General features: G+C 61.4%; 18 protein-coding genes. 16 read left to right on the top strand and 2 right to left on the bottom strand.

The window, feature by feature from the left end; translation table 11 throughout:
• The first annotated feature begins 23 nt into the window (after nt 1–23).
• The 14 genes from J4G32_RS01645 to J4G32_RS01710 all read left to right on the top strand — a co-directional run bounded on the left by J4G32_RS01645 (nt 24) and on the right by J4G32_RS01710 (nt 15,626).
• Complete coding sequence (locus tag J4G32_RS01645) at nt 24–1,031, top strand: LysR family transcriptional regulator (RefSeq protein WP_210483433.1); 1,008 nt, start codon at nt 24–26, stop codon at nt 1,029–1,031.
• Between the two features lie 230 nt (nt 1,032–1,261).
• Nucleotides 1,262–2,692, top strand: a complete 1,431-nt coding sequence (locus J4G32_RS01650; protein WP_210483435.1) for a cysteine hydrolase family protein — start codon at nt 1,262–1,264, stop codon at nt 2,690–2,692.
• Nucleotides 2,693–2,714: 22 nt separating this feature from the next.
• Nucleotides 2,715–4,331, top strand: a complete 1,617-nt coding sequence (locus J4G32_RS01655; protein ID WP_210483437.1) for an ABC transporter substrate-binding protein — start codon at nt 2,715–2,717, stop codon at nt 4,329–4,331.
• 33 nt (nt 4,332–4,364) lie between these two features.
• Nucleotides 4,365–5,312: an ABC transporter permease gene (locus tag J4G32_RS01660; protein ID WP_210483439.1), complete on the top strand. Its 948-nt coding sequence runs from the start codon at nt 4,365–4,367 to the stop codon at nt 5,310–5,312.
• Nucleotides 5,309–6,217 carry an ABC transporter permease gene (locus J4G32_RS01665; RefSeq protein WP_210483442.1) on the top strand — a complete coding sequence of 303 codons (909 nt, stop codon included), beginning with the start codon at nt 5,309–5,311 and terminating at the stop codon, nt 6,215–6,217. The genes J4G32_RS01660 and J4G32_RS01665 overlap by 4 nt, the downstream gene beginning before the upstream one ends.
• Nucleotides 6,218–6,244: 27 nt before the next feature.
• Entirely contained in the window at nt 6,245–6,913 is a 669-nt protein-coding gene (locus J4G32_RS01670) for a cysteine hydrolase family protein (RefSeq protein WP_210483444.1), read from the top strand.
• The gene (locus J4G32_RS01675; protein ID WP_210483446.1) at nt 6,910–7,893 is read left to right on the top strand and encodes a phosphotriesterase family protein; all 984 of its coding nucleotides are present in this window, start codon (nt 6,910–6,912) and stop codon (nt 7,891–7,893) included. Before J4G32_RS01670 ends, J4G32_RS01675 begins: the two co-directional genes overlap by 4 nt.
• Nucleotides 7,886–9,376, top strand: a complete 1,491-nt coding sequence (locus J4G32_RS01680; RefSeq protein WP_210483448.1) for a M20/M25/M40 family metallo-hydrolase — start codon at nt 7,886–7,888, stop codon at nt 9,374–9,376. Before J4G32_RS01675 ends, J4G32_RS01680 begins: the two co-directional genes overlap by 8 nt.
• Nucleotides 9,373–10,386 carry an ABC transporter ATP-binding protein gene (locus J4G32_RS01685; RefSeq protein ID WP_343232566.1) on the top strand — a complete coding sequence of 338 codons (1,014 nt, stop codon included), beginning with the start codon at nt 9,373–9,375 and terminating at the stop codon, nt 10,384–10,386. Before J4G32_RS01680 ends, J4G32_RS01685 begins: the two co-directional genes overlap by 4 nt.
• Nucleotides 10,365–11,462, top strand: coding sequence for an ABC transporter ATP-binding protein (locus tag J4G32_RS01690; RefSeq protein WP_210483450.1), 1,098 nt, complete (start codon nt 10,365–10,367; stop codon nt 11,460–11,462). Before J4G32_RS01685 ends, J4G32_RS01690 begins: the two co-directional genes overlap by 22 nt.
• Before the next feature lie 155 nt (nt 11,463–11,617).
• The gene (locus J4G32_RS01695; protein WP_210483452.1) at nt 11,618–11,905 is read left to right on the top strand and encodes a GNAT family N-acetyltransferase; all 288 of its coding nucleotides are present in this window, start codon (nt 11,618–11,620) and stop codon (nt 11,903–11,905) included.
• Between the two features lie 385 nt (nt 11,906–12,290).
• Nucleotides 12,291–14,144, top strand: coding sequence for an amidohydrolase (locus J4G32_RS01700; RefSeq protein WP_343232567.1), 1,854 nt, complete (start codon nt 12,291–12,293; stop codon nt 14,142–14,144).
• A 201-nt stretch (nt 14,145–14,345) separates the two neighbouring features.
• Complete coding sequence (locus J4G32_RS01705; RefSeq protein ID WP_210483455.1) at nt 14,346–15,263, top strand: SphA family protein; 918 nt, start codon at nt 14,346–14,348, stop codon at nt 15,261–15,263.
• A 138-nt stretch (nt 15,264–15,401) separates the two neighbouring features.
• Complete coding sequence (locus tag J4G32_RS01710; protein ID WP_210483458.1) at nt 15,402–15,626, top strand: hypothetical protein; 225 nt, start codon at nt 15,402–15,404, stop codon at nt 15,624–15,626.
• A gap of 127 nt (nt 15,627–15,753) precedes the next feature.
• On the opposite strand, the gene J4G32_RS01715 is transcribed toward J4G32_RS01710, so the two are convergent.
• Entirely contained in the window at nt 15,754–16,326 is a 573-nt protein-coding gene (locus J4G32_RS01715) for a type 2 periplasmic-binding domain-containing protein (protein WP_210483461.1), read from the bottom strand.
• Between the two features lie 96 nt (nt 16,327–16,422).
• On the opposite strand from J4G32_RS01715, the gene J4G32_RS01720 reads away from it, so the two are divergent.
• The gene (locus tag J4G32_RS01720; RefSeq protein WP_210483464.1) at nt 16,423–17,283 is read left to right on the top strand and encodes a DUF4344 domain-containing metallopeptidase; all 861 of its coding nucleotides are present in this window, start codon (nt 16,423–16,425) and stop codon (nt 17,281–17,283) included.
• 283 nt (nt 17,284–17,566) lie between these two features.
• Nucleotides 17,567–19,036, top strand: a complete 1,470-nt coding sequence (locus tag J4G32_RS01725) for a protein adenylyltransferase SelO (RefSeq protein ID WP_210483467.1) — start codon at nt 17,567–17,569, stop codon at nt 19,034–19,036.
• Between the two features lie 137 nt (nt 19,037–19,173).
• On the opposite strand, the gene J4G32_RS01730 is transcribed toward J4G32_RS01725, so the two are convergent.
• Nucleotides 19,174–20,232, bottom strand: a complete 1,059-nt coding sequence (locus tag J4G32_RS01730; protein ID WP_246504825.1) for a LacI family DNA-binding transcriptional regulator — start codon at nt 20,230–20,232, stop codon at nt 19,174–19,176.
• Nucleotides 20,233–20,495 lie beyond the last annotated feature (263 nt).

The raw sequence follows: 20,495 nt of genomic DNA on the forward strand, positions 1-20,495 counted from the left end.
GCTGGCATGCTTGAGGAACTCGCATGTTTGAGGCATTGTCGGTCGTATTCCGAATTCCCGGACTCAAAGCGGCATCACCAAACTTGGAACTGCGCCAGCTTCGCTACTTCACGAAAATCGTCGAGGCGAAGAGCTTCGGCAAGGCTGCGCTCAGCCTCGGGCTTGCCCAGCCGGCCCTCAGCCAACAGATCCGGAAACTCGAGGAAGAACTCGGCGTTCTCCTGCTTGTGCGCCATTCGAGTGGCGTTGTGCCCACCGAACCTGGTGAGGTGCTCTTCGGCCATGCCCAATCCATTCTGGCTCATATCGAACGGGCTGCCCACGAAACCCGAGACAGGGGCGATGCGATCAGCGGCAAGGTCGACCTCGGTATGCCGGCGCCCCTCTGCGTCGCCTTTGGACCACGAGTCCTGCGCGAGGTGCGCGAGTTCTTTCCTCAGATCGATCTTCGGCTCGTGGAGGGCCGCAGCGTCCACCTGGAGGATCAACTGATCGAGGGCTCTCTCGATCTGGCCGTGCTCTATGAGCCCTCGTCCACGAAGCTGCTTCTGCACGAGCGGCTCGCAGTCGAGGAACTCGTTCTCATCGGCCCGCATTCGGACACGGCCCTTCCGGCTCGCCTTTTGCATCTCGAAGCGTTGGCGAGCTTCCCGCTGATCCTACCGACGACGGTGCGCGGCTTCGTCGAAAGTGCGATGCAACATCGTGGCGTAGGACCTCAATCGGTCATCGAGCTGAATTCACACCCGACCATGATGCGACTCGTCACCGAGTGTTTCGGCTACGGTCTCCTGCCAGAATTGTCGATCATCGACGGCGTGCGAGCCGGACGTTTCCGGATTTGCCGGCTGCCTCAGCCGGAGATGAGCCATCGAGTCGTTCTGTCCTCAGCAACGGAGCGGCCCCTGTCGAGGGCAGCCCGGGAGATTGCCCGACACCTGCGCCCGCTTCTGATCGACTGCTACCGGACGTCAGGTCTTCAGGGGTCTTCGGCCAATCAAGCGTTGCCCATAAGCGAAACTGCTCTCTGAGATCAGGCGAAGCTCTCTATCGGCCGACGGCCCCCGCCATTATTTTGAAATTTTTATCCTGATTGATTTCTCTGATACAAAGTATAGCGAAATCATTGTGCAGTAATTGCCCAATATAAATTCAACATGCGACGTGCATTCGTTTGCATTCTCCTGCGTCATTTCGATACTCTGACAACACTCGTCGCCGGACCGCGCATCTGCGTTCGACGCGAACCATGGAGGCCGAAATGATCGCGACTCCCTCCCATCTTTTCGGACTCGAAGCCGCGCGCGGTTCGGCTTCAATCGCGCTGGTCGTCGTCGACATGCAGTTCTTCGATGCGCACCGCGACTGGGGCGAGGGACTGACAGCCAGGACGCTCGGCGTCTCGCACCTCTTTGAGGAGTATTTCGAGCAGATCGACTCCATCACGCCGGCCATTGCGCGTCTCCTGGCGCTTTTCCGGCAGAAATCCATGGAGGTCATCCACCTGCGGGTGTCGGAGCTCACACAGGATTCCCGTGACGTCGGGTTGAAGCAACTGGTGCGCGGGCTCGTAGTGCCGGTCGATAGCAAGGAGGCGGAGTTTCTTCCGCATCTCGAGCCCGAGCCGAACGAGATCGTCATCAACAAATCATCCTCCGGAGTTTTCGCGTCGACCAATCTCGACCGCATTCTTCGAAACATCGGCATCGACACCTTGGTCTTCGTCGGCACGGCAACCGGGGGCTGCATTCAGAGTGCGGTCTATGACGCGACTGATCTGGGCTACAACGTCGTTCTCGTCCCGGATGCGTGCGCCGACACGACCAGACAGGGGAATGAGGCTTCTCTGGCTGCACTCGACGCTCAGGCGACCGCAGCGATGACCGCGGCAGAGATCGAGGCTGCCCTGCGCCACCTCCCCGATGTAGATCCGGCAGCGCGAAGCGGCCTGGAGCGCGTACGCGCCTATATGTTGTCTGATCCCTACCTCCCCAATCTGCAGTCGGGGGAGACCATCGGCCCTTATGCCACGATTTTCGGACCTGCCGTTCCCCTGACCATCCGCAAGGAGACGGCAGCTTTGGTTCTCGTGGATTGCCAACGCCTGACATGTGACCCGCGCCATGAGCCGCGCGGTTTGACCGCTGGACCAGTGGATTATTCCGGCTATTTTGAGCGCGTGGAGAAGGCCCTTCCCCGCTTGGAAAACCTGCTCGCCGCCTGCCGCCGGAACGGCTACCCGGTCATCCACGTGCGCACGGCAGGTTATCTTGCCGATGGACGCGATCTGTCGCGCAAGCGCCGTCAGCAGGGCGTGCGAACGACCGTCGACAGCGTCGAGGCGGAGTTTATGCCGCAAGTCGCGCCGCGCCCGGGCGAGGCGGTTTTGAACAAGCCCGGCAGCAGCATCTTCAATGGCACCGGTCTAGACGCCATCCTGGCCAATCTGGGCATCGAAAACCTGATCCTGGCCGGCGCCTCCCTCGACGGCACGATCGAGTCGTCAATGCGGAGCGCTGGCGACCGCGGCTACGGAACATGGCTGGTCACCGATGCCTGCGTGGCGGCAGCCGCCGTGGAGACTCAGTTCCTCGACGCGGAGCGCGGCATCATCAACGCGCGGACGTTGGACGAGACACTCGCCGTTCTACCCGAAGCACAATCTGCAAAGCCGCATCCTGCCGAATCCTGAAACGTATCTGGGGAATTTGTCGATGAGAATGATTCACGCCCGATGCCTCTCCGCCGCCCGGATCGCCATATCGGCGAGCCTGCTTTCCCTCGCCGCTTCACAGGGGGCTGTTGCGCAGACGCCTCCGCTGACACAGGGCGGCACGCTCAACTGGGCATTCATTCTGCGTTCGCAAAGCCTGGATCCAAACGTGTGGTCCGGCAACAGCGACGTCGCTGTGATGCGCCAGATCTACGATCCGCTGATTTGGTCCTCGGCACCCGGGCAGTACGAGCCCGGCTTGGCGACGGCCTGGACAATTTCGCCTGACGGTCTCGTCTACACGTTCCAGCTCCGCAAGGACGTGACGTTCCACGACGGCACACCCTTCACCGCGAAAGCCGTCAAGGCGACATTCGAGCGGATTGCCGACCCGGCCACAAAATCTCTCATGACGGGCGCCATCGGAACCTTCGAGTCAGCGGAGGTGATCGACGACTACACCGTCTCGATCAAGTTGAAGCAGCCGTGGGGCGCGTTCCTTGCCAATGTCAGCGGCGTCGCGCTCTCGCCCGTATCGCCGGCAGCGATCCAGAAGTTTGGCGCCCAGATCGGGCAGAATCCGGTCGGGACAGGCCCTTTCATGTTCGATAAGTGGGTCGGCAACGACCTCCACCTGAAGCGGAATCCGACTTATAACTGGGCGCCGGCCATGATGGGCAGGACCGGCCCCGCGCTTCTCGACGGCATCGTCGTGAAAGAGGTGCCGGAGGCATCGACACGGATGAACGCCCTGCGTAGCGGCGAAGTCAACCTGACCCATTTCCCCGTTCTGTCACAGCTCGGCTCGATGGAAACTGCCGGTTTTCAGGTCATCCGCATCGATCAGCCAGGATTTGCCTGGAGCTTCCCGATCAACATCACCAAACCGCCGACAGACGATCTCAAAGTCAGGCAAGCGATCCTCGCCACTATCAACAAAGACCAGGTGGTGCGCAGTGTGATGTTCAATCAGGCCAAGCCCGCTTTCGGCCCCCTGACGGCGCCAACCTTCGGCTACGATCCGGCCGTCAAGTCCACCTCGACCTATGATCTGAAGAAGGCAGCTGCGCTGCTCGACGAAGCGGGCTGGAAACTGCCGGCCGGCGGGACGATTCGGGAACGTGCCGGAGAGAAACTCAAGCTCGAAATGATCATGTTCGATTCCGGCCCCAACAAGGCGATCTCCGAACTGACGCAGGCGATGCTCCAGCAGGTCGGCTTCGACGTCACATTGTCCGTCACGAACTATCCTGCCTTCGCGGCGAAGGTTGCCGACAGCCAGTACAACCTGGCTCAGATGCGGTGGTCCGCGCTCGATCCTGACCAGGTCATCCCGACCATGTTCAGCAGCCGGCAGATCACCGGTGGCGGACAGTTCAACCGCACGCGGATTGCCGATCCTGCCCTCGATAAGAAAATTGCCGAAGCAGGCGCTTCGACAGATACGGCGCTTCGCAAGAAACTCTACGGAGAAGTCCAGATGGAGGTCATGAAGAACGCCTGGCTGGCGCCGATCTATGACGACGTCTGGTTCTGGCTCGCGCAGCCTTCGGTCAAGAACATCAAGATCGATCTTGAAGGGCGTCCGCTCTTCTACGTGATGTCTCTCGCCAAGTAGGCCTCGGCTCGTTCGACAGGCAGGATGTGAAGCATGACACGATACGCCCTCTGGCGGATAGGAGCAGTCATTCCGGTGCTCCTCGGCGTGACCTTCGCCGTGTTCTTCATGCTGCATGTCCTGCCTCTCGACCCGATCCAAGTGATGATCACTCAAACGAGCAGCGGGCAAGCTCCATCGGCCAGCGCGACAGAGCAGACAATCGCCAATCTCAGGCGCGAATTGGGACTGGATCGTCCCCTCTACGTTCAATACGCATCGTTCTTATTCAAGGGACTCAGCGGGGATCTTGGCATCTCGTTCCGGAGCCATCAGCCGGTGGTCGACCTCCTGCTCGCCCAGTATCCCTATACGATCAGGCTCGCCCTGGCCGGTCTGCTGTGCGCCGTGGTTCTGGGAACGACATTCGGGATCATCGCAGGGCTGATGCCAGGCTCGCTAGTGGACAAGTTCCTGCTGCTGGTGGCGACGCTGGGCATTGCCGCGCCATCCTTCTGGCTCGGCCTCATGCTCATTTATTTCCTGGCCATCGTCTTTCCCATCTTTCCTGTGCTTGGCGTCGGACGTCCGGAAGCCATCCTTTTGCCGGCCCTCACGCTCGGCCTGCCCGGCGCCGCCATTATCGCGCGGCTGACCCGATCCAATCTTGCGGCCACCATGAAGGAAGATTTTATCGTTACGGCGCGCAGCAAGGGGTTAAGCCGGCGTCTGATCCTTCTGAAACACGCACTTCCCAACGTGCTGCTGCCAGTTCTGACGGTCATCGGATTGCAGTTCGGAAACCTGATGACCGGCACAGTCATCGTCGAGACGGTATTCAGCCGGCCTGGCATTGGGCGTCTTGGCGTCGACGCCATTCTGCAATCCGATTATCCCATCGTCCAGGGATTCGCCGTGGTCCTGGCGACGACCTATGTGTTCGTCAACCTCATCATCGATCTGGCCTATATGTGGCTGGACCCGAGGATCCGTTACGCATGAGCCAGCCCCAGGATATGATGGCTGACATGCAGGATGGGACGCCAACGACCGTGCTCGCGATCCCAGCGACGAGACCCAGGCGACGCAAGCCCGTATGGCGTCGCCTGCTGTTGTCCCCGAGCGCGATCGCCCTGATAATCATCGTCCTGCTTGCGGCATTCGCCGGGGTGATCGCGCCCTACGGCGAAGCGCAGATCAACCCTGTTGCGGCCCTTGAACCGCCGTCATTCGCGCACCTGATGGGGACCGACACGTTCGGGCGGGATATCTTCTCGCGTGTTCTCTACGGCGGGCGGCTGTCGCTGATGATCGGATGCTCGGCCGCAGCCATTGGCGCAACGATCGGCGTCCTGGTCGGGATGGCGGCGGGCTATTTCGGCGGCCGCATCGACAGCATCGCCATGCGCATTATTGACGTCCTGCTCGCCTTTCCCGGAACGCTTCTGGCGATTGTCATTGTGGCCGTGCTCGGTCCTAACCTGCTCAATCTCGTTCTTGCGGTCGGCATCGCGTCCGTGCCCGGCTACGCCCGGCTTGTACGCAGCCTGTCTCTGTCGATCCGCGAATCCGACTATGTGACAGCGGCCCGCGCAACCGGTGTGCGATCCTGGACCATCATTTTCCGCCACGTTTTCCCCAACCTGCGCAACTCCGTGATTGTCTATGCGACCTTGAACATCGCGACCGCCATCCTCAACGCGGCCGGACTCGGGTTTCTGGGGCTCGGCTCGAAGCCGCCGACGGCCGAATGGGGCCTGATGGTTGCAGACGGGCGGGAGACTCTCGAGATCGCCTGGTGGATCACAGCATTTCCAGGCCTTTCAATCCTCGTGACTACCCTCGTGATCTATTCGTTCGGCGAAACGCTGACGGCCGCGCTCGATCCCCGCCAATCCCGCCAATAGCCTGGTCCCTGCCGCCCGGAGGCTCCCGTGCCATCGCGAACACCCTACAACATGCTGATGCGAGCCATGCCACTCGCCCGCCTCTCACCCGGCAGAACGGCCCTTGTGCTCATCGATATTCAGCACCACACCACAACCCGCGGTGAGGGACAGGATGCCGAAGCCCGGCTACGGGGGATCGCCGGGGAGTTCGACGAGTACTATCAGCAAGCGGAGGCGGCGATCAGGAACGTCAGCAAGCTTCTTGCCGCGTGCCGCGCCCGCGCGATCGATATCGTCCATGTGGTGAAGGCCGATGACGGGAATGTCTCGCGACAGTTTCGCCTGGGTGGCCTCACCTTGCCTAACGCCGAGAGCGCCAGCGACGACATCCGGCCGGAAGCTGCCCCCCAAGATCGTGAGACGATCATTCCACGCGGAGTCTACAGCCCGTTCTCGACATCAGATCTCGAGGCGCATCTGAAAGCGCGCGGAGTTGAGACCGTCATTCTGGCAGGCATGCTGGCGAACGTGACGATCGCACTCGCTGCTCGCGAAGCCGCCGACCGCAGTTTCGACGTGCTCGTGGTGCACGACGCATGCGCCAGCGAAACGCTGGAATGGCACGGGCTCACCATGCAGGGGATCGGTGGAGGAGGCATTCGCGTGCTGTGGGCGCAGGACATTCTGGACATGCTGGAGGGAACCCGACAATGAGACGCGTCCGCACCGTTCTCGGCGACATTCTGCCCGAGGAACTCGGCGTTACGGCCGCCCACGAGCATCTCTACTGCGACCAGCGCCTCTGCAGCGAACCGGATTTTCCCCGCAAGGTCGAGAAGATGGTGCTGCTCGATACCGACCTGATCGTTCAAGAAGCCGGCTACTTTCATGAAGCAGGCGGTCGGGCAATCGTCGAGGTCACGGTGCATGGCTGGGGCCGCGACGTGAAAGTTTTGTCTGAGATTTCGAGGCGTACGGGGCTTCATGTGGTGGCGACCTCCGGGTTCTACGTGGAAGATTGCCTGCCGGCATTCGTGCGCGACAGTTCTGTCGAAGCGTTGGCCGCATTTTTGGTCTCGGAGGTGATGGTCGGTGCCGACGGTTCTCCTTCACGGGCGGGGCTCCTCAAGGCCGCGGTCAGCCGGGCGAGGATCGAGGGCGCGGAAGAGCGTTGCACGCGCGCGGTCGCGCGGGCTCACCTCCAGACCGGCGCTGCCATTACGACCCACACATCGGCGTCGTCGCGCTTCCAGATCGACGGCGGCAATGCAGGCACGATGTTCCTCGATCTGTTCGAGGCTGAAGGCGTCGACCTCGGGCGTGTGATCATCGGGCATTGCGATGAGAACGCGGACCTGCGTCAGCTTGCCAACCTCATGGATCGCGGCGCCTACGTCCAGTTCGATGTCATCGGCAAAGAGCACTGGCTTCTCGACACGACCCGTGCCGATCTCATTGCAGGCCTTCTTGACCGCGGGTACGGCCATCGACTTCTTCTGTCGACGGACAGGACGCGGATTTCCGAGCTCAGGATCTCCGGCGGCAAGGGCTACGATCACGTCTTGCGCAAGTTCGTCCCCCTGCTCAAGGACCGTGGCGTCGACGATGCCGCGCTCGAACTGCTCCTCGTTACAAATCCCGCAACAATCTTCAGCATGCCCTTCCCCATCCAAGAAGAAACGCATCATGAATGAACACGCAGAAATCCTGGCCCACATCCATGCCCATCTCGACGAGCACATCTTGGGCATCCAGCGCTTCGTCCGCCAACCCAGCATCAGTCTCGACAAGCGCGATCTTGCCGCCTGCGCGGCGGTGTTCGCCGAGGAACTCAAGGCTGCCGGTTGCGAGGACGCCGAGATCGTCGATCTCGGTGACGGCTATCCCGGTGTCTGGGGGAGCATTGATTGCGGGCAACCCGAGACGCTGCTGATCTACGGCCATTACGACGTCCGCCCGGTCGGGACCGAACCCTGGACGTATGGCGCCTTCGATGGCGCAATCGCGCCATTCGGCGGGTTTCCCAAGACCATCGTGGGCCGTGGCGCTGCCGCAAAGGGGCCGCTGCTCGCTTTTGTCTACGCGATGAAGGCAATTTTGGCTGTCAAAGGCACCCTGCCCGTCAACCTGATGTTCCTCATCGAAGGCGCGGAAATTCTCGGCAGTCCGAACTATGGCCGTCTTGCCGAGACGCGCATGGACCGCCTCCAGAAGGCGACTGCCCTCTATGGTCCGCGTGCCGGTCAGGATGCAAGCGGCGCTGTCGGATTCACGCTGGGCTATAAGGGGCTCATCTATTTCGATCTGGTCGCCAGCACGGCAGCTTGGGAGCGGGGCCCCCAGGGTGGAGCCGTGCATAGCGCTACCAATGCTGTCGTGGACAATGTCGCCTGGCGCCTGATCCAGGCGATGGCGACGATGACCGATCCGGCGACCGGAGCCATTGCAATCCCGGCGCTTCTTGCGGCGGTGTCGTCGCCAAAGACCATCGAGCCGTGGGAAGTCCCCATGGTCGAAGGCTTGCGCGGTAAGCTCGCAGAGCGCGATCCAAACGGGGTCATCCCTGGCCTGTCGCCCCAGAGCCCGGTCCGACGCTTCCGCGATGATCTCTCGGGAGCGGATCTCGCCGAGACCTACATGTATGGCCCATCGATGAATGTCAGCAGTCTTCGTTCCGGCTACACCGGACCCGGGACCAAGTCCTTCCTGTTGCCGGATGTGGCCCGCGCCACCATCGATCTCCGCGTCGTGTCCGAAACGCCGGCTGCGGAGATCGTTCAAATCCTCCGCGACCACCTCGACAACGCCGGATTTCCCGACGTGGCCATTGAGGCCCATGCCGCCTATGACTGGTTTCAGACGTCGATTGAATCACCCCTCGTCCAGTCGGCCATCCAAACGCTTGCAGAAAAGGGCCATCCCTCATTGCCCTGGGCCATGCAGGCCTTTGGCGGTCCTTGGGCGCATTTCGGCAAGACGCTTGGGATCCCGTCTTTGCAAGGCGCGGCGCCGGGTCACGGCGCGCGTGCCGCCACCAGCGACGAGTTCTTCGTACTGGAAGGACAAGGCCCGGTGGTCGGACTGGCCGAGCTGGAAGCGCATTTCGTCAGTTTCCTCTACGCCTACGCGGGGATGGGACATGCCGCTGTCGCGCGCGCGCCGGAAAGCGTCACGTGACGACAGCCTCCTCCGCTCCGTTGCTGAAGGTCAGAAACCTCTCGGTCTATTTCCGGCTGGAGGAAGGCGTTCTCACGGCAGTTGACCGCATCAGTTTCGACGTGTTCGGAGGTCAGATCCTGGGTCTTGTGGGCGAGTCCGGCAGCGGCAAGAGCATGTCAATGCTGGCGCTTGCGCGGCTGATCCCGCAAGATATCGGCATCATCGCGGCCGATGAGTTATCGTTCGACGGAGAGCCGGTTCTGAGCATGAACACGCGACAGCTCAAGGCGTTGCGAGGTCCCGGCATCGGCTTCATCTTTCAGAACCCGCTGAGCAGTCTCAACCCGCTGCTGACCATCGGTTCACAGATCAGTGAATCCCTGCGGAGCCATATGGGCCTCTCCCGAAAAGCCGCGGCCACGCGTACCATCGATCTGCTGGCCCGGGTCGGAATTCCAGACCCGAAGCAGCGCGTCGACGACTACCCGCACCAATTCTCGGGAGGAATGCGCCAGCGCGCGATGATCGCCATGGCGATCGCCTGCGAGCCGAAACTCATCCTTGCCGACGAGCCAACGACGGCACTTGACGTCACCATCCAGGCGCAAATTCTCGAATTGCTTGTGTCCATAGTCGAAGAGACCGGCGCTGGTGTCATTATCGTGACCCACGATCTCGGGGTGGCAGCCAACATCTGTGACCACGTCAATGTGATGTATGCTGGCCAGATCGTCGAATCCGCGCCGGTCGATGACCTCTTCTACCGGCCAAGCATGCCCTATACATGGGGGTTGCTCGACTCCATTCCGCGCATCGACCATGCGGCCACTGATGTTCTTCCCTTCATCGGTGGACGTCCGCCGGACCCAATGGATTTCGGCAGCGCCTGCCGGTTTGCGCCTCGCTGTTCCTATGCCCGCCCAGCCTGCATTGCCCGCATGCCGAACCTGAGTGACCGCGACGGGGTCGCTCACCTCGCGCGATGCCTCGGAACGGAGTCTTCGGGATGGCTGGAGGTCCAGTCGTGACGGGCCCGGCCCCCTCTTCGCCTTTGCTGGATGTCACCAATCTGGTCGTGCAGTTCCGATCGCGCGGCAAACTGTTGTCGGAACGGTCGCGGACATTCAACGCGGTCAACGACGTGTCGCTGCAAATCATGCCGGGCGAAAGTCTGGGCCTTGTGGGCGAGTCTGGATGCGGCAAGACGAGTTTCGGCCGGGCGATCCTGATGTTGAACCGGCCAGCCGCCGGCAAGATCCATTTCGATGGAACGAGCATCACCGATCTGCCAGCGGAACGCCTCAGGACTATGCGTCGGCACATGCAGATGGTGTTCCAGGACCCCTACAGCAGTCTCGACCCTCGGATGACAGTCGGCCAGATTGTCGGGGAACCGGTGAAGACACACGAGCCTGCGCCGCTGCGGACGATCCGCGAGAAGGCTGCCGCGACGCTGGAGATTGTCGGCATCGATCCGCGCCGCATGGACGATTATCCGCACCAGTTCTCCGGGGGACAGCGGCAGCGCATCGGCATCGCACGGGCCCTGGCGGTGCGGCCGAAATTCATCGTCTGCGACGAGGCGACGTCGGCCCTCGATGTGTCGGTCCGTGCGCAGATCCTGAACCTGCTTGTCGATCTGAGGCAGCGATACGGGCTTACATACCTGCTGATCTCTCACGATCTTGGCTCACTTCGGCATATGAGTGACAGGATCGGAGTGATGTATCTCGGCAAACTCGTCGAGATCGGACCCGTCTCGGCGATGTATGAAACGCCGGGGCATCCGTATACCCAGAGTCTTCTTTCCGCGATGCCCGTTCCGGATCCCCGGCTGGAACGGGCGCGCAAGCGCATCGTGTTAAGCGGCGATGTTCCAAGCCCTCAGGCAGCACCCACGGGCTGCTGCTTTCACACCCGATGCTGGCTCCGCGAGCACCTTGGCCGGCCTGCACGCTGCCATGAGCAAGAGCCGGAATTGCGGGCGACGATGCGGGGAACCAAGGCTGCGTGCCACTTTTCGGAGGAGGCGGCAGCCCAGCGCCCTGTCACCTCTTCCACGGATGGTGTCGCCACGAACCGACGCGTCATCGTCCGCTCGTAGGCGAGATTGGCCTACGCCCGGGTGGGTCAGCCACGAGACCTATCCCACAAGAGCGTTCGCCGGGCTCCCGTGATCGCACACAGAGGTACGGCGGCAGGAACGCGTCCGATAGAGAGGGCGTTCTTTCACGAGACCGCCGCTGAGATATGACAATGATGAGCGCACCCTTTAGAGACAACGCCGCTGACAGCCGGTTCGAATGGGACGTGGATGGCCAAACGATTTTCGCCACCTATGAGCGAAGAGGCACCGATCTCCTGATCAAGCACGTAGAGGCCCCTCTATCCCTCCGCGGCACGGGCCTCGCCGGACATCTCATGGCCGCGATTGTCGAATTGGCGCGAGCCGAGGAACGTCGGGTTGTGCCGCTGTGCGGTTACGCCCGCGCTTGGATTCTCGGCCACTCGGATAGGGGCGCAGCCGCAGGCGATCCGCCGTCATAACAATATGGTGTTCCGTCCGCGATGCAGACCGCCTGCCATGTCGCGTTCCATTGGCATGTCGCTTGCGAGTGGGACTGCCGTAGCTCCTGAAACTCGGTTGCGATTACCTGTGACTTTGCGTCGGAAATCTCGACGCCCATCGCTTGCGAGGCCAAATCCAGCTCTCATCGGCAAACTTGGCCGTTTACAATTCCCTTGCGTCACATCCAAGATCTTCAAGTCGACTTGATTCGACCATTTCCGTTCAGGGGGTTCCGTGCGCAAACTTCGTCTAATGGTCCTTTCCATGGCTGTCATGCCGGTCGCGCACTCAGCCACGGCGCATCCGACAGCACCCCACGGAGAGAAGAGGCAGGTCCTCGGAATTCACCGCCATGATCCGAAGGTGCAACCCACGGAAGACTGGGGCACCTATTGTGTCACGGAACTAGCCCCCGTATTTCGTGAAGCGGTCGCGCTGAACATCAAGGCTGGTCTCTCGCCCAAGTCGTCCCCGATGAAGGTCGCTGTGGTGGCCGGAATGCCCATCCCGGCAGCGCCCCCTGCGGCGCCGCCCAAGATCACCGTGTTCCTGGCAAAGAAATTCGTCACAATGGACCCAGGTTGGCCGGAAGCGACAGCCGTTGCCGTAATGGACGGGAAGATCGTCTCGGTCGGCGTCACATTCGACGATTTGAAGCCGTGGCTGGACAAGTACCCTTACGAAGTGAACGATCAATTCAAGGACAAGGTGATCTATCCGGGGTTTGTGGAAGCCCACACCCACCCCGTCATGGGCTCGCTCGCCCTCAGCCGTCCGTCTCTCAGCTATTTCCCGATGCGCAACCCCTATGGGGCCGACATTCCCGGCGTTAAGACGCAAGCAGAAGCGCTTGCCAAGCTCAAGCAGTTCGTCGCCGATGCAAAGTCGCCGAGCGAGACGGTGCTCACGTGGGGATACGACATTCTCGCCATGGGCTCTGATTTCGACCGCAACAAGCTCGACGAAATCTCGAAGACACAACCCCTGATCGTCTGGGATGCGTCGGAGCATTATGCCTACGCCAACAGTGCCGCGCTCAAGAAGTATGGAATTACCAACAAGACCATCGCCGGCGTGACGGGGGCAGGTGCGTATCCCGACGGCTCATCAAACGGCAAATTCCTCGGGACCGATGCAGCTCGTTTGATCCTGCCCACCGTCATCGCCGAGCAGATGACTCCGGACGCGGCGGCGCGGAACCTCACCTACTTTGGCTCGCTGATGCAGCAGGCGGGCGTCACCACGGCCGGTGATCTGTTCTTCGGCGGCGTCAACATGGATCTGGAACAGCAACTCTCCCGGACTTTCTTCGCGTCGGACGCGTCGAAAGCCCGCATCGTCCACGTGATCGACGGGTTTACCGCAAAGCAGCTTTATGGCGACGGCGCTATCGCCAAGGCGCAGCAGATGCAGCAGCAGGCCACGGACAAGACAATGTTCAAGGGGGTCAAGTTCTATGCGGATGACGCCTTCGTGAGTATGGGGATGGAGATGCAATGGCCGGGCTACATCGATCCGCAGACGTACAAAGGCCTCTTCATGTACTCCTCAAAGGAGGACTTCATTTCCGCCATGCGGCCCTGGTGGAACGCCAACTTCCCCATCCATGTCCATTCCAACGGAAGCGGTGGCAATCAGGTGACACTTGATGCTCTGGCCGCCCTGCAGAACGAGAAACCCCGCTTTGATCATCGCTTCACCTTCGAGCATTTCGGCATCTCAAGCGTCGCGCAGGGGCGGCAGGTGAAAGCACTCGGTGCGGTGGTAAGCACCAACCCCTATTATGTCTACGAGCGCGCCGATCTCTCGGCTGCTCAAATCGGAACTGATCGCGCCTCTCTCGCCTCGCGCATGCGTTCGCTCATAGACCAGGATATTGTCGTTTCATTGCATTCAGACACACCTGTGGGCATTCCGAGCCCGCTCCTGGAAGTCTGGACCGCCGTCAACCGGATCGGCCTGTCGTCAGGCAAGACCCATGCGCCGCATGAGAGGGTCGATGTAGCTCGCGCCATGAAGATGGTGACGATCGACGCCGCATACACACTTGGCGTGGAGAACAAGATCGGGACGATTGAATCGGGCAAGCTCGCGGACTTTGCGGTTCTGAGCGAAGATCCACAGGCGGTCGATCCCATGAAGATCAAGGACATCGCCGTCGAGGCGACGATCCTGGGTGGGATCGTCACGCTTACGTCGGAAACCAGGCATCCCTGAGGTCGCCTTCCAGTCTGATGCAGTCCCCTCCCGCGGCTTCGCGCCTTGGTGGGCGAAATTTTCTAAATGCCGGGGACAATCACGCAGGTGAAGACGGAGACGTCACACACAAAAGCTGCGCCGCCGCTCCCGGAATGCGGGGCGCGCGGCCGTCTGGACAGAGTGCAAACGAGAGGCCTCGGCGTCACGGTGTTCCTGTGTATGGCGCTGTCCGCTCCGTCAGCCTCCCTTGCCGACGAGGGAGGCGTGCCGTTCTGGCTGTCTGGACAATACGGCAGCCTATCCGCCGTGCCACCGCAAAAGGGCTGGGCTCTCACGGCCATGCCTTATCTCTACGAAGGCGGATCGCAAGGACGAACCTTTCAGCGCGGAAGAAGCTTGGCCGCTGGAATCGACGGCACGACAGCTCTCACGCTGCTTCAGCTAAGCTATTCGCCGGATGCCACTTTCCTTGGCGGGAAGCCCTCGTTCGGGCTGGGCTTCGGCGTCGGAGGCAGTTGGACGCGCGCCGCAGCGTCCGTTTCGGCGCTGCCGATTGGCAGCAGTGCAGCCCTTTCCCGCAAGGATTCCGTGGGCGGACTGCTCGATCTATATCCTATTTTCACGAACAGTTGGTCCCGCGGCGTCCACAACTGGATGGTATACGTGACGGGAGATATCCCGACGGGCGCCTATCGGAGCAGCCGGCTCTCCAATCTCGGAATCGGACACGCGGCCGTCGACGCTGGTGGCGGCTATACGTACCTTGATACAACCAGTGGCCACGAGGCTTCCATCGTGATCGGGGCCACCTACAATTTTGAGAATTGGTCGACAGACTACAAGAATGGCATCGATTTGCATATCGACTGGGCCGCATCCCAGTTTGTGACTGCTCAGTGGCAGATCGGAATCGTCGGCTATATCTACTCGCAATTGACGGGCGACGGTGGTTCCGGCGACAAGGTCGGGCCGTTCCAGTCAGCCGTGGCCGCACTGGGCCCGCAAGTGGGATACTCCTTCACCGTCGGCAAGAAGTCCTGGTATGCGAACCTTCGGCTTTATCGTGAATTCTGGGCGCATAACCGCGTGCGCGGCACAGCGGCGTTTCTCACCCTCAATATGCCTCTCGGCGACTGACGCTTCCGGAGCGCACGTCCTGGCAGCCTTCATCAGTCGATCGGTGCAATAAAAACCTCACGCTACTCCCTGTTTGCCGTCACAGTGCCGAGCAAAATATGCACAATTCATCGTCATCAATGATAGTACGAGGCACCGATGAAACCAGGCGCAATGATCACGGTGATTGCCAGCATCGGACTTCTGGCGTCCGTCAGCCAAGCCAGCTCGCAATCCATGAAAGCTCTTTCCAAGGACGAGATCAAGGCGGCGTGCCGTCAGGAGGTCGAGGCGGTCAACCCACACGGATCGTTGTCGACAAAGCGCCAAAGTCGCAATGCTCTCATCAACGAATGCATCACCAGACGCAAGACAGCCCGCTGAGGCTGTGTTCCAGATGCTCGCTTGATCGTATTCCTTCATGAGCTCTGCCAACCGGCAATAGAAAAGACTGCTCGCGGCTCACAAAAGCTGGGCGGCCTCCCTCTGACTTGAAGACCTCAGCGCGGGGTCACGTCAAACCCGAAATAACTGATCGAAAGCTTCTCGATTGTCCCATCAGCCGTCGCCCCGGCCATGCCTTGTCAGACATCACTTCAGCTCGGGATCGATCTCGCGCAGCCCGACGGAGCTGCCGCGACCGAGAATGCCCCCGTTGAATACCCTGTCCGGCGATGGTCATCTGCTCATTGCCCGATTTTTCAGCCGCACCGGACAGAGAGGCAGTCGATGCCATGATGAAATCGATCCGGCCCGCAATAAGCTCGAGAACCTGCTGCTCGGTGGTCTCGTAGTCGCGGATTTCAGCGACATCCTTGAGAGACTTGTAGAGGAATCCGGCAGCGATCGATGTACCCCCACGCCAGTCCCCTTGCCCTTCAAGAGCGGTCCCAGCGCGTCGACCGTGGCAGCGGCACCCGCCTCGTTGATCGGAAAGGGAAAACGTCCTGCCTTCCTCGGGCAGGTTTACCGACACGCTCGACCTTAGGACAGCGAACATCTGCCCCACAGTTCCATAGGCCTCGGGGCGGAGACCTTCGCTGCCCCGCGAACTGCGCGCGACTTCTCCAAGAATTGCGCTCATGATCTCCGGCGCGATGGAGTAGAATCCGTAGGCACCCCACTGGCCAGACGACAGTGCGCACTGCGGCGGAAGTAGAAGCGGGAAGAGGAGAATACCATGCGTGCGAGTCTGTGGCTGGTCCTGGGAGGCCTGCTCGTTGGGGCCTGGCCCGTCCTCCAATCCGGGACGGCGCAGGCCGAGGGCGGCCGGACGCCGATCCGCATCGCCTATGTGCCGCCGAAGGATCCGAGCCATGAAATGCTCTACCAGACACTGCGCAGCAACCGGGTGCTCGAACGTCTTCGCGCCAGTCTTGCTGGCATCACACTTCCCAAAGTGCTGACGATGCGGATAGAGGGGTGCGACGGAGACGTGAACGCGTCGTACGAAGCTTCGGATACGACGCTGACCATCTGCTACGAATATCTCGCCTACATTCAGGAACTCGCTCACGACCTCCCGCCTGCGGCCGCTGCCGAAGGATTGACGCCAGGCAATTACGTCATCGGCCCCTTCCTCGAGGTGGTCCTCCACGAGCTTGCACATGCAATCTTCGACCTGAAGAAGGTGCCGATCCTCGGGCGGGAAGAGGATGCGGCCGATCAGCTCGCCGCTTACGCGCTGCTTCAAATGGGAGAACAGGAGGCCCGCCGAACGATTGCCAGCATCGCCGCGATGTACGCCGTCGAGGCGAAGGACGCGCCACCGCAACTCAAGGACTTCGCTGACGAACATGGCTTGCCGGCCCAGCGCTTCTTCAATCTTCTCTGCATCAGTTATGGAAAAGATCCAAAGACCTTCAGTGACTTGGTCGCAAAGGGCTATCTGCCTAAGGATCGGGCGGAGCAGTGCGCGGGAGAGTACAAACAGGTAGCGTTCGCCGTGTCGCGCCTCATTGCCCCCGCATGGTCAGGGATGCAGCGTCGGGCTCGGGCAGGACATAGGAAGTCGGTGATGCGCGCGGATTCGATTCACTGATATTTGGCACGTGGGAGGTGGCTCCACCGCGCGCACCAGTCTTTGCCATCCCTCCGCGCGTCGGCCCACGGACTCGGCAAGGTCGGCGACGGCAGCCTCCAGCGCCGAACCAGCCAGCACTTCCGGCCTTGCGACCAGCGCGTAGCCGTGTCGGTATCAGTATCTGGTCCGGAGGACCATTCGACAAACGCGACATCAGTCCCCTCCGGCCTAAAAAGACCAAGCTCAGGCGCGACATGACAGGGCAACGACAATACTATGCCGCGAAAGGGACAATCAGGTTATGTGGACAAACAATCGCTATCATGAGGTGTCTGACCGGTTCTTCCAACCGGTCGAGCTGAGCCCGGTCGTCGCGCCGCAACTCGTCCTTCTTAACGAGTCGCTCGCGAGAGATCTCGGACTCGACATCGGCTGGTTGCGATCGGACGAAGGGGTGGCGTGCCTCGCCGGCAACACCGTGCTTCCCGGAACACGGCCCGTTGCGCTTGCCTATGCCGGACACCAATTCGGGAGGTTCGTGCCAGTCCTCGGAGATGGACGTGCACTCCTGCTTGGAGAAGCGACAGATTCACGCGGTGCCCGTTTCGAGATTCAGCTGAAGGGATCAGGCAGGACGCCCTTTTCCCGCGGTGGCGACGGCCGCGCTGCCCTGGGACCGATGCTGCGGGAATACGTGGTCAGCGAAGCCATGCAGGCGTTTGGGATACCCACGACGCGCTCACTCGCAGTTTTGACGACCGGCGAACCGGTCTACCGCGAGACAGTGATGCCAGGCGCGATCCTCGTCCGCGTCGCGGAAAGTCACGTGCGGGTGGGGACGTTTCAGTATTTTGCGGCGCGCGGCGATGTCGACGCCTTGAGACTGCTCGTTGAGGATGTGGTTCGAAGAAGCTACCCGCACCTCGCATCCGTCCCCCCGGCCGAGCAAGCGCTCGCCCTCCTCGACGCCGCAAGCACGCGCCATGCTTACCTGGTCGCGGCGTGGACAGGCGTCGGATTCTTGCACGGAGTCATGAATACCGACAATGTGGCCCTGTCGGGCGAGACCCTCGATTATGGGCCGTGCGCATTCATCGACTCGTACGATCCCGCAGCGGTCTTCAGTTCTATCGACACCGGCGGCCGTTACGCCTATGGCAACCAGCCGCATATGGCAGCCTGGGCGATGGCGCGTCTAGCCGAGGCACTGCGGCCGCTCATCGCGGATGACAAGGCGGTCGCGGACACAGCCGCTCAGGGCGTGGTCGACCGCATGGCCGCGACCTCCCGTCTGGCGCAGGAAACCGTCATGCTGCGCAAAATCGGCCTCACGCCGAAGGATCCCGGTGCACAGATCCTCCTGTCACGCCTGCTCGGAATGATGGCCGAGGCCCATTCCGATTTCACGACAACGTTCACGGCTCTCGGTGAGGCCAACGCGGCGGATGGAACCGACACGCCATTTCTCGCGCAGCTTGAGCGCAAGGAGGCGTCAGCCTGGCTTGGTGAATGGCAAACCGCTCTTCGTGGCAGCGAGGCAGGAGCCTCCGATATCCGCGCCACCATGCGACAAGCCAACCCGCTTTTCATTCCCCGCAATCACCGCATCGAACAGGCCCTGGAAGCAGCTGTCCAGGACGGCTCGCTCGACCGGGTCGAGAACCTGCTGGAGGTCCTTCGCGCGCCCTTTGATCCGCACCCGCGGCTCATGCACCTGGCACTCCCGCCGGAGCCCCATGAACGCGTCCTCCAAACATTCTGCGGGACCTAGAGCACCGACAGGGTCTTCCGCGGTCTGAGCAGGATGGACATCGGAGCATCGGAAGGATCGAGAACCGGACGCTCGCATTGGTCGGGTCAGAGCAGTCGTTCCGCCGTCGGTTTGCAAGGGCCGCGTCCCGGCTCTTGTCACAAAGGCGGGGCTGTGCTCTCGCGGATCACGAGGCTTGTCTCAAGCCGGATGCTGCGCGGTGTCGTCCGGCCTGATAACAGGCTGACCAAGGCAGTTGCGGCAGCCTGCCCGAGTTGGCGGCGTGGCTGGTGAATTGTGGTCAGGGCAGGCTCGGCCACGGCCGCGAATTCAATGTCATCGAAGCCCGCCACGGACATGTCGCGGGGAACCCGCAGGCCGTGAGAATGAACCGTCCGCATCAGGCCAATGGCCATCTCGTCACTGGTGCAGAAAACGGCGGTCGGTCGCGCCTCACGCGCCAGCAGATCTCGACCTGCTGCAACTCCGGACTCGACGGTGTAATCCCCGCCTATGACGAGGCCAGCATCGAATGCGATCTGCTCGGCCTCAAGGCCATCCCGGTAGCCGCGCATCCGCTCCCGTTCAAGGACATTGCCCGCTGGCCCGCTCACATAGGCGATCCGGCGATGCCCCAACGACGCAAGATAGCGCGTCATTGTCTCGGCGCTGAGCCGATTATCGATCTCGATTTGCGGAATGTCCGCATTTGGAATGGCTTCGCACAAGGCGACGAGGGGGATATTGATGGCGACAGGCATGCCCTTCCCTTCCCGGCTTTGCCCGAACAGATGGCCGTTCAGGAGAATGGCACCATCGACCCGCCCGGCCGACGCGAAGGCGGCAAAGTGCGCCTCCTTGACCGGCGACCCGTCGAGATCCCCGATGATCATGCCGTATCCTGCCTCGAACAGGGTCTCCTCGACACCCCGCAAGATTCGCGAAAAGAACGTGTTGGCCAGGTCCGGCAGAACGACGAGCACCATTCCGGTCTTGTGAGAGCGCAACGACCGCGCGGCTGGGTTCGGTACATATCCCGTAGACGCAATCGCGTTCAGCACCCGCGCGAGCGTCTCGGCGGAGACGCGATCCGGGCTCGCGAGCGCCCGGCTGACTGTGGCAGTGGACACATTTGCGAGCTTCGCCACGTCGTGAATACGCGCGACCTGTTGGGCAGGACGGCGTCCGGAACCCGCTTTGCGCCCGTGTCCATCCATCGACAACCCAACCCACCTGAGTCGCGTGTTTGACAGAACAGGCGCTTCCGGTAAAGTAAATGTAATCGTTTACATGCTGCGTTGTCGATCGTCTCGGCAACGCTGCCAGACTGAAACGTTCCGCAAGAGAACGACCGATCATTTCAGGAGGAAACGAATGCCACGCACCCAGACCCCCGGTTAACGCCCAGAGACTCCACGCGCATCGAAGTGCTCCCGGAAAAGGGAGCGCTCCCTTCCCGCTTTTTGCGGATCCGAGGAAC

Source organism: Microvirga antarctica, assembly GCF_017921815.1.
Classification (GTDB): Bacteria; Pseudomonadota; Alphaproteobacteria; order Rhizobiales; family Beijerinckiaceae; genus Microvirga; species Microvirga antarctica.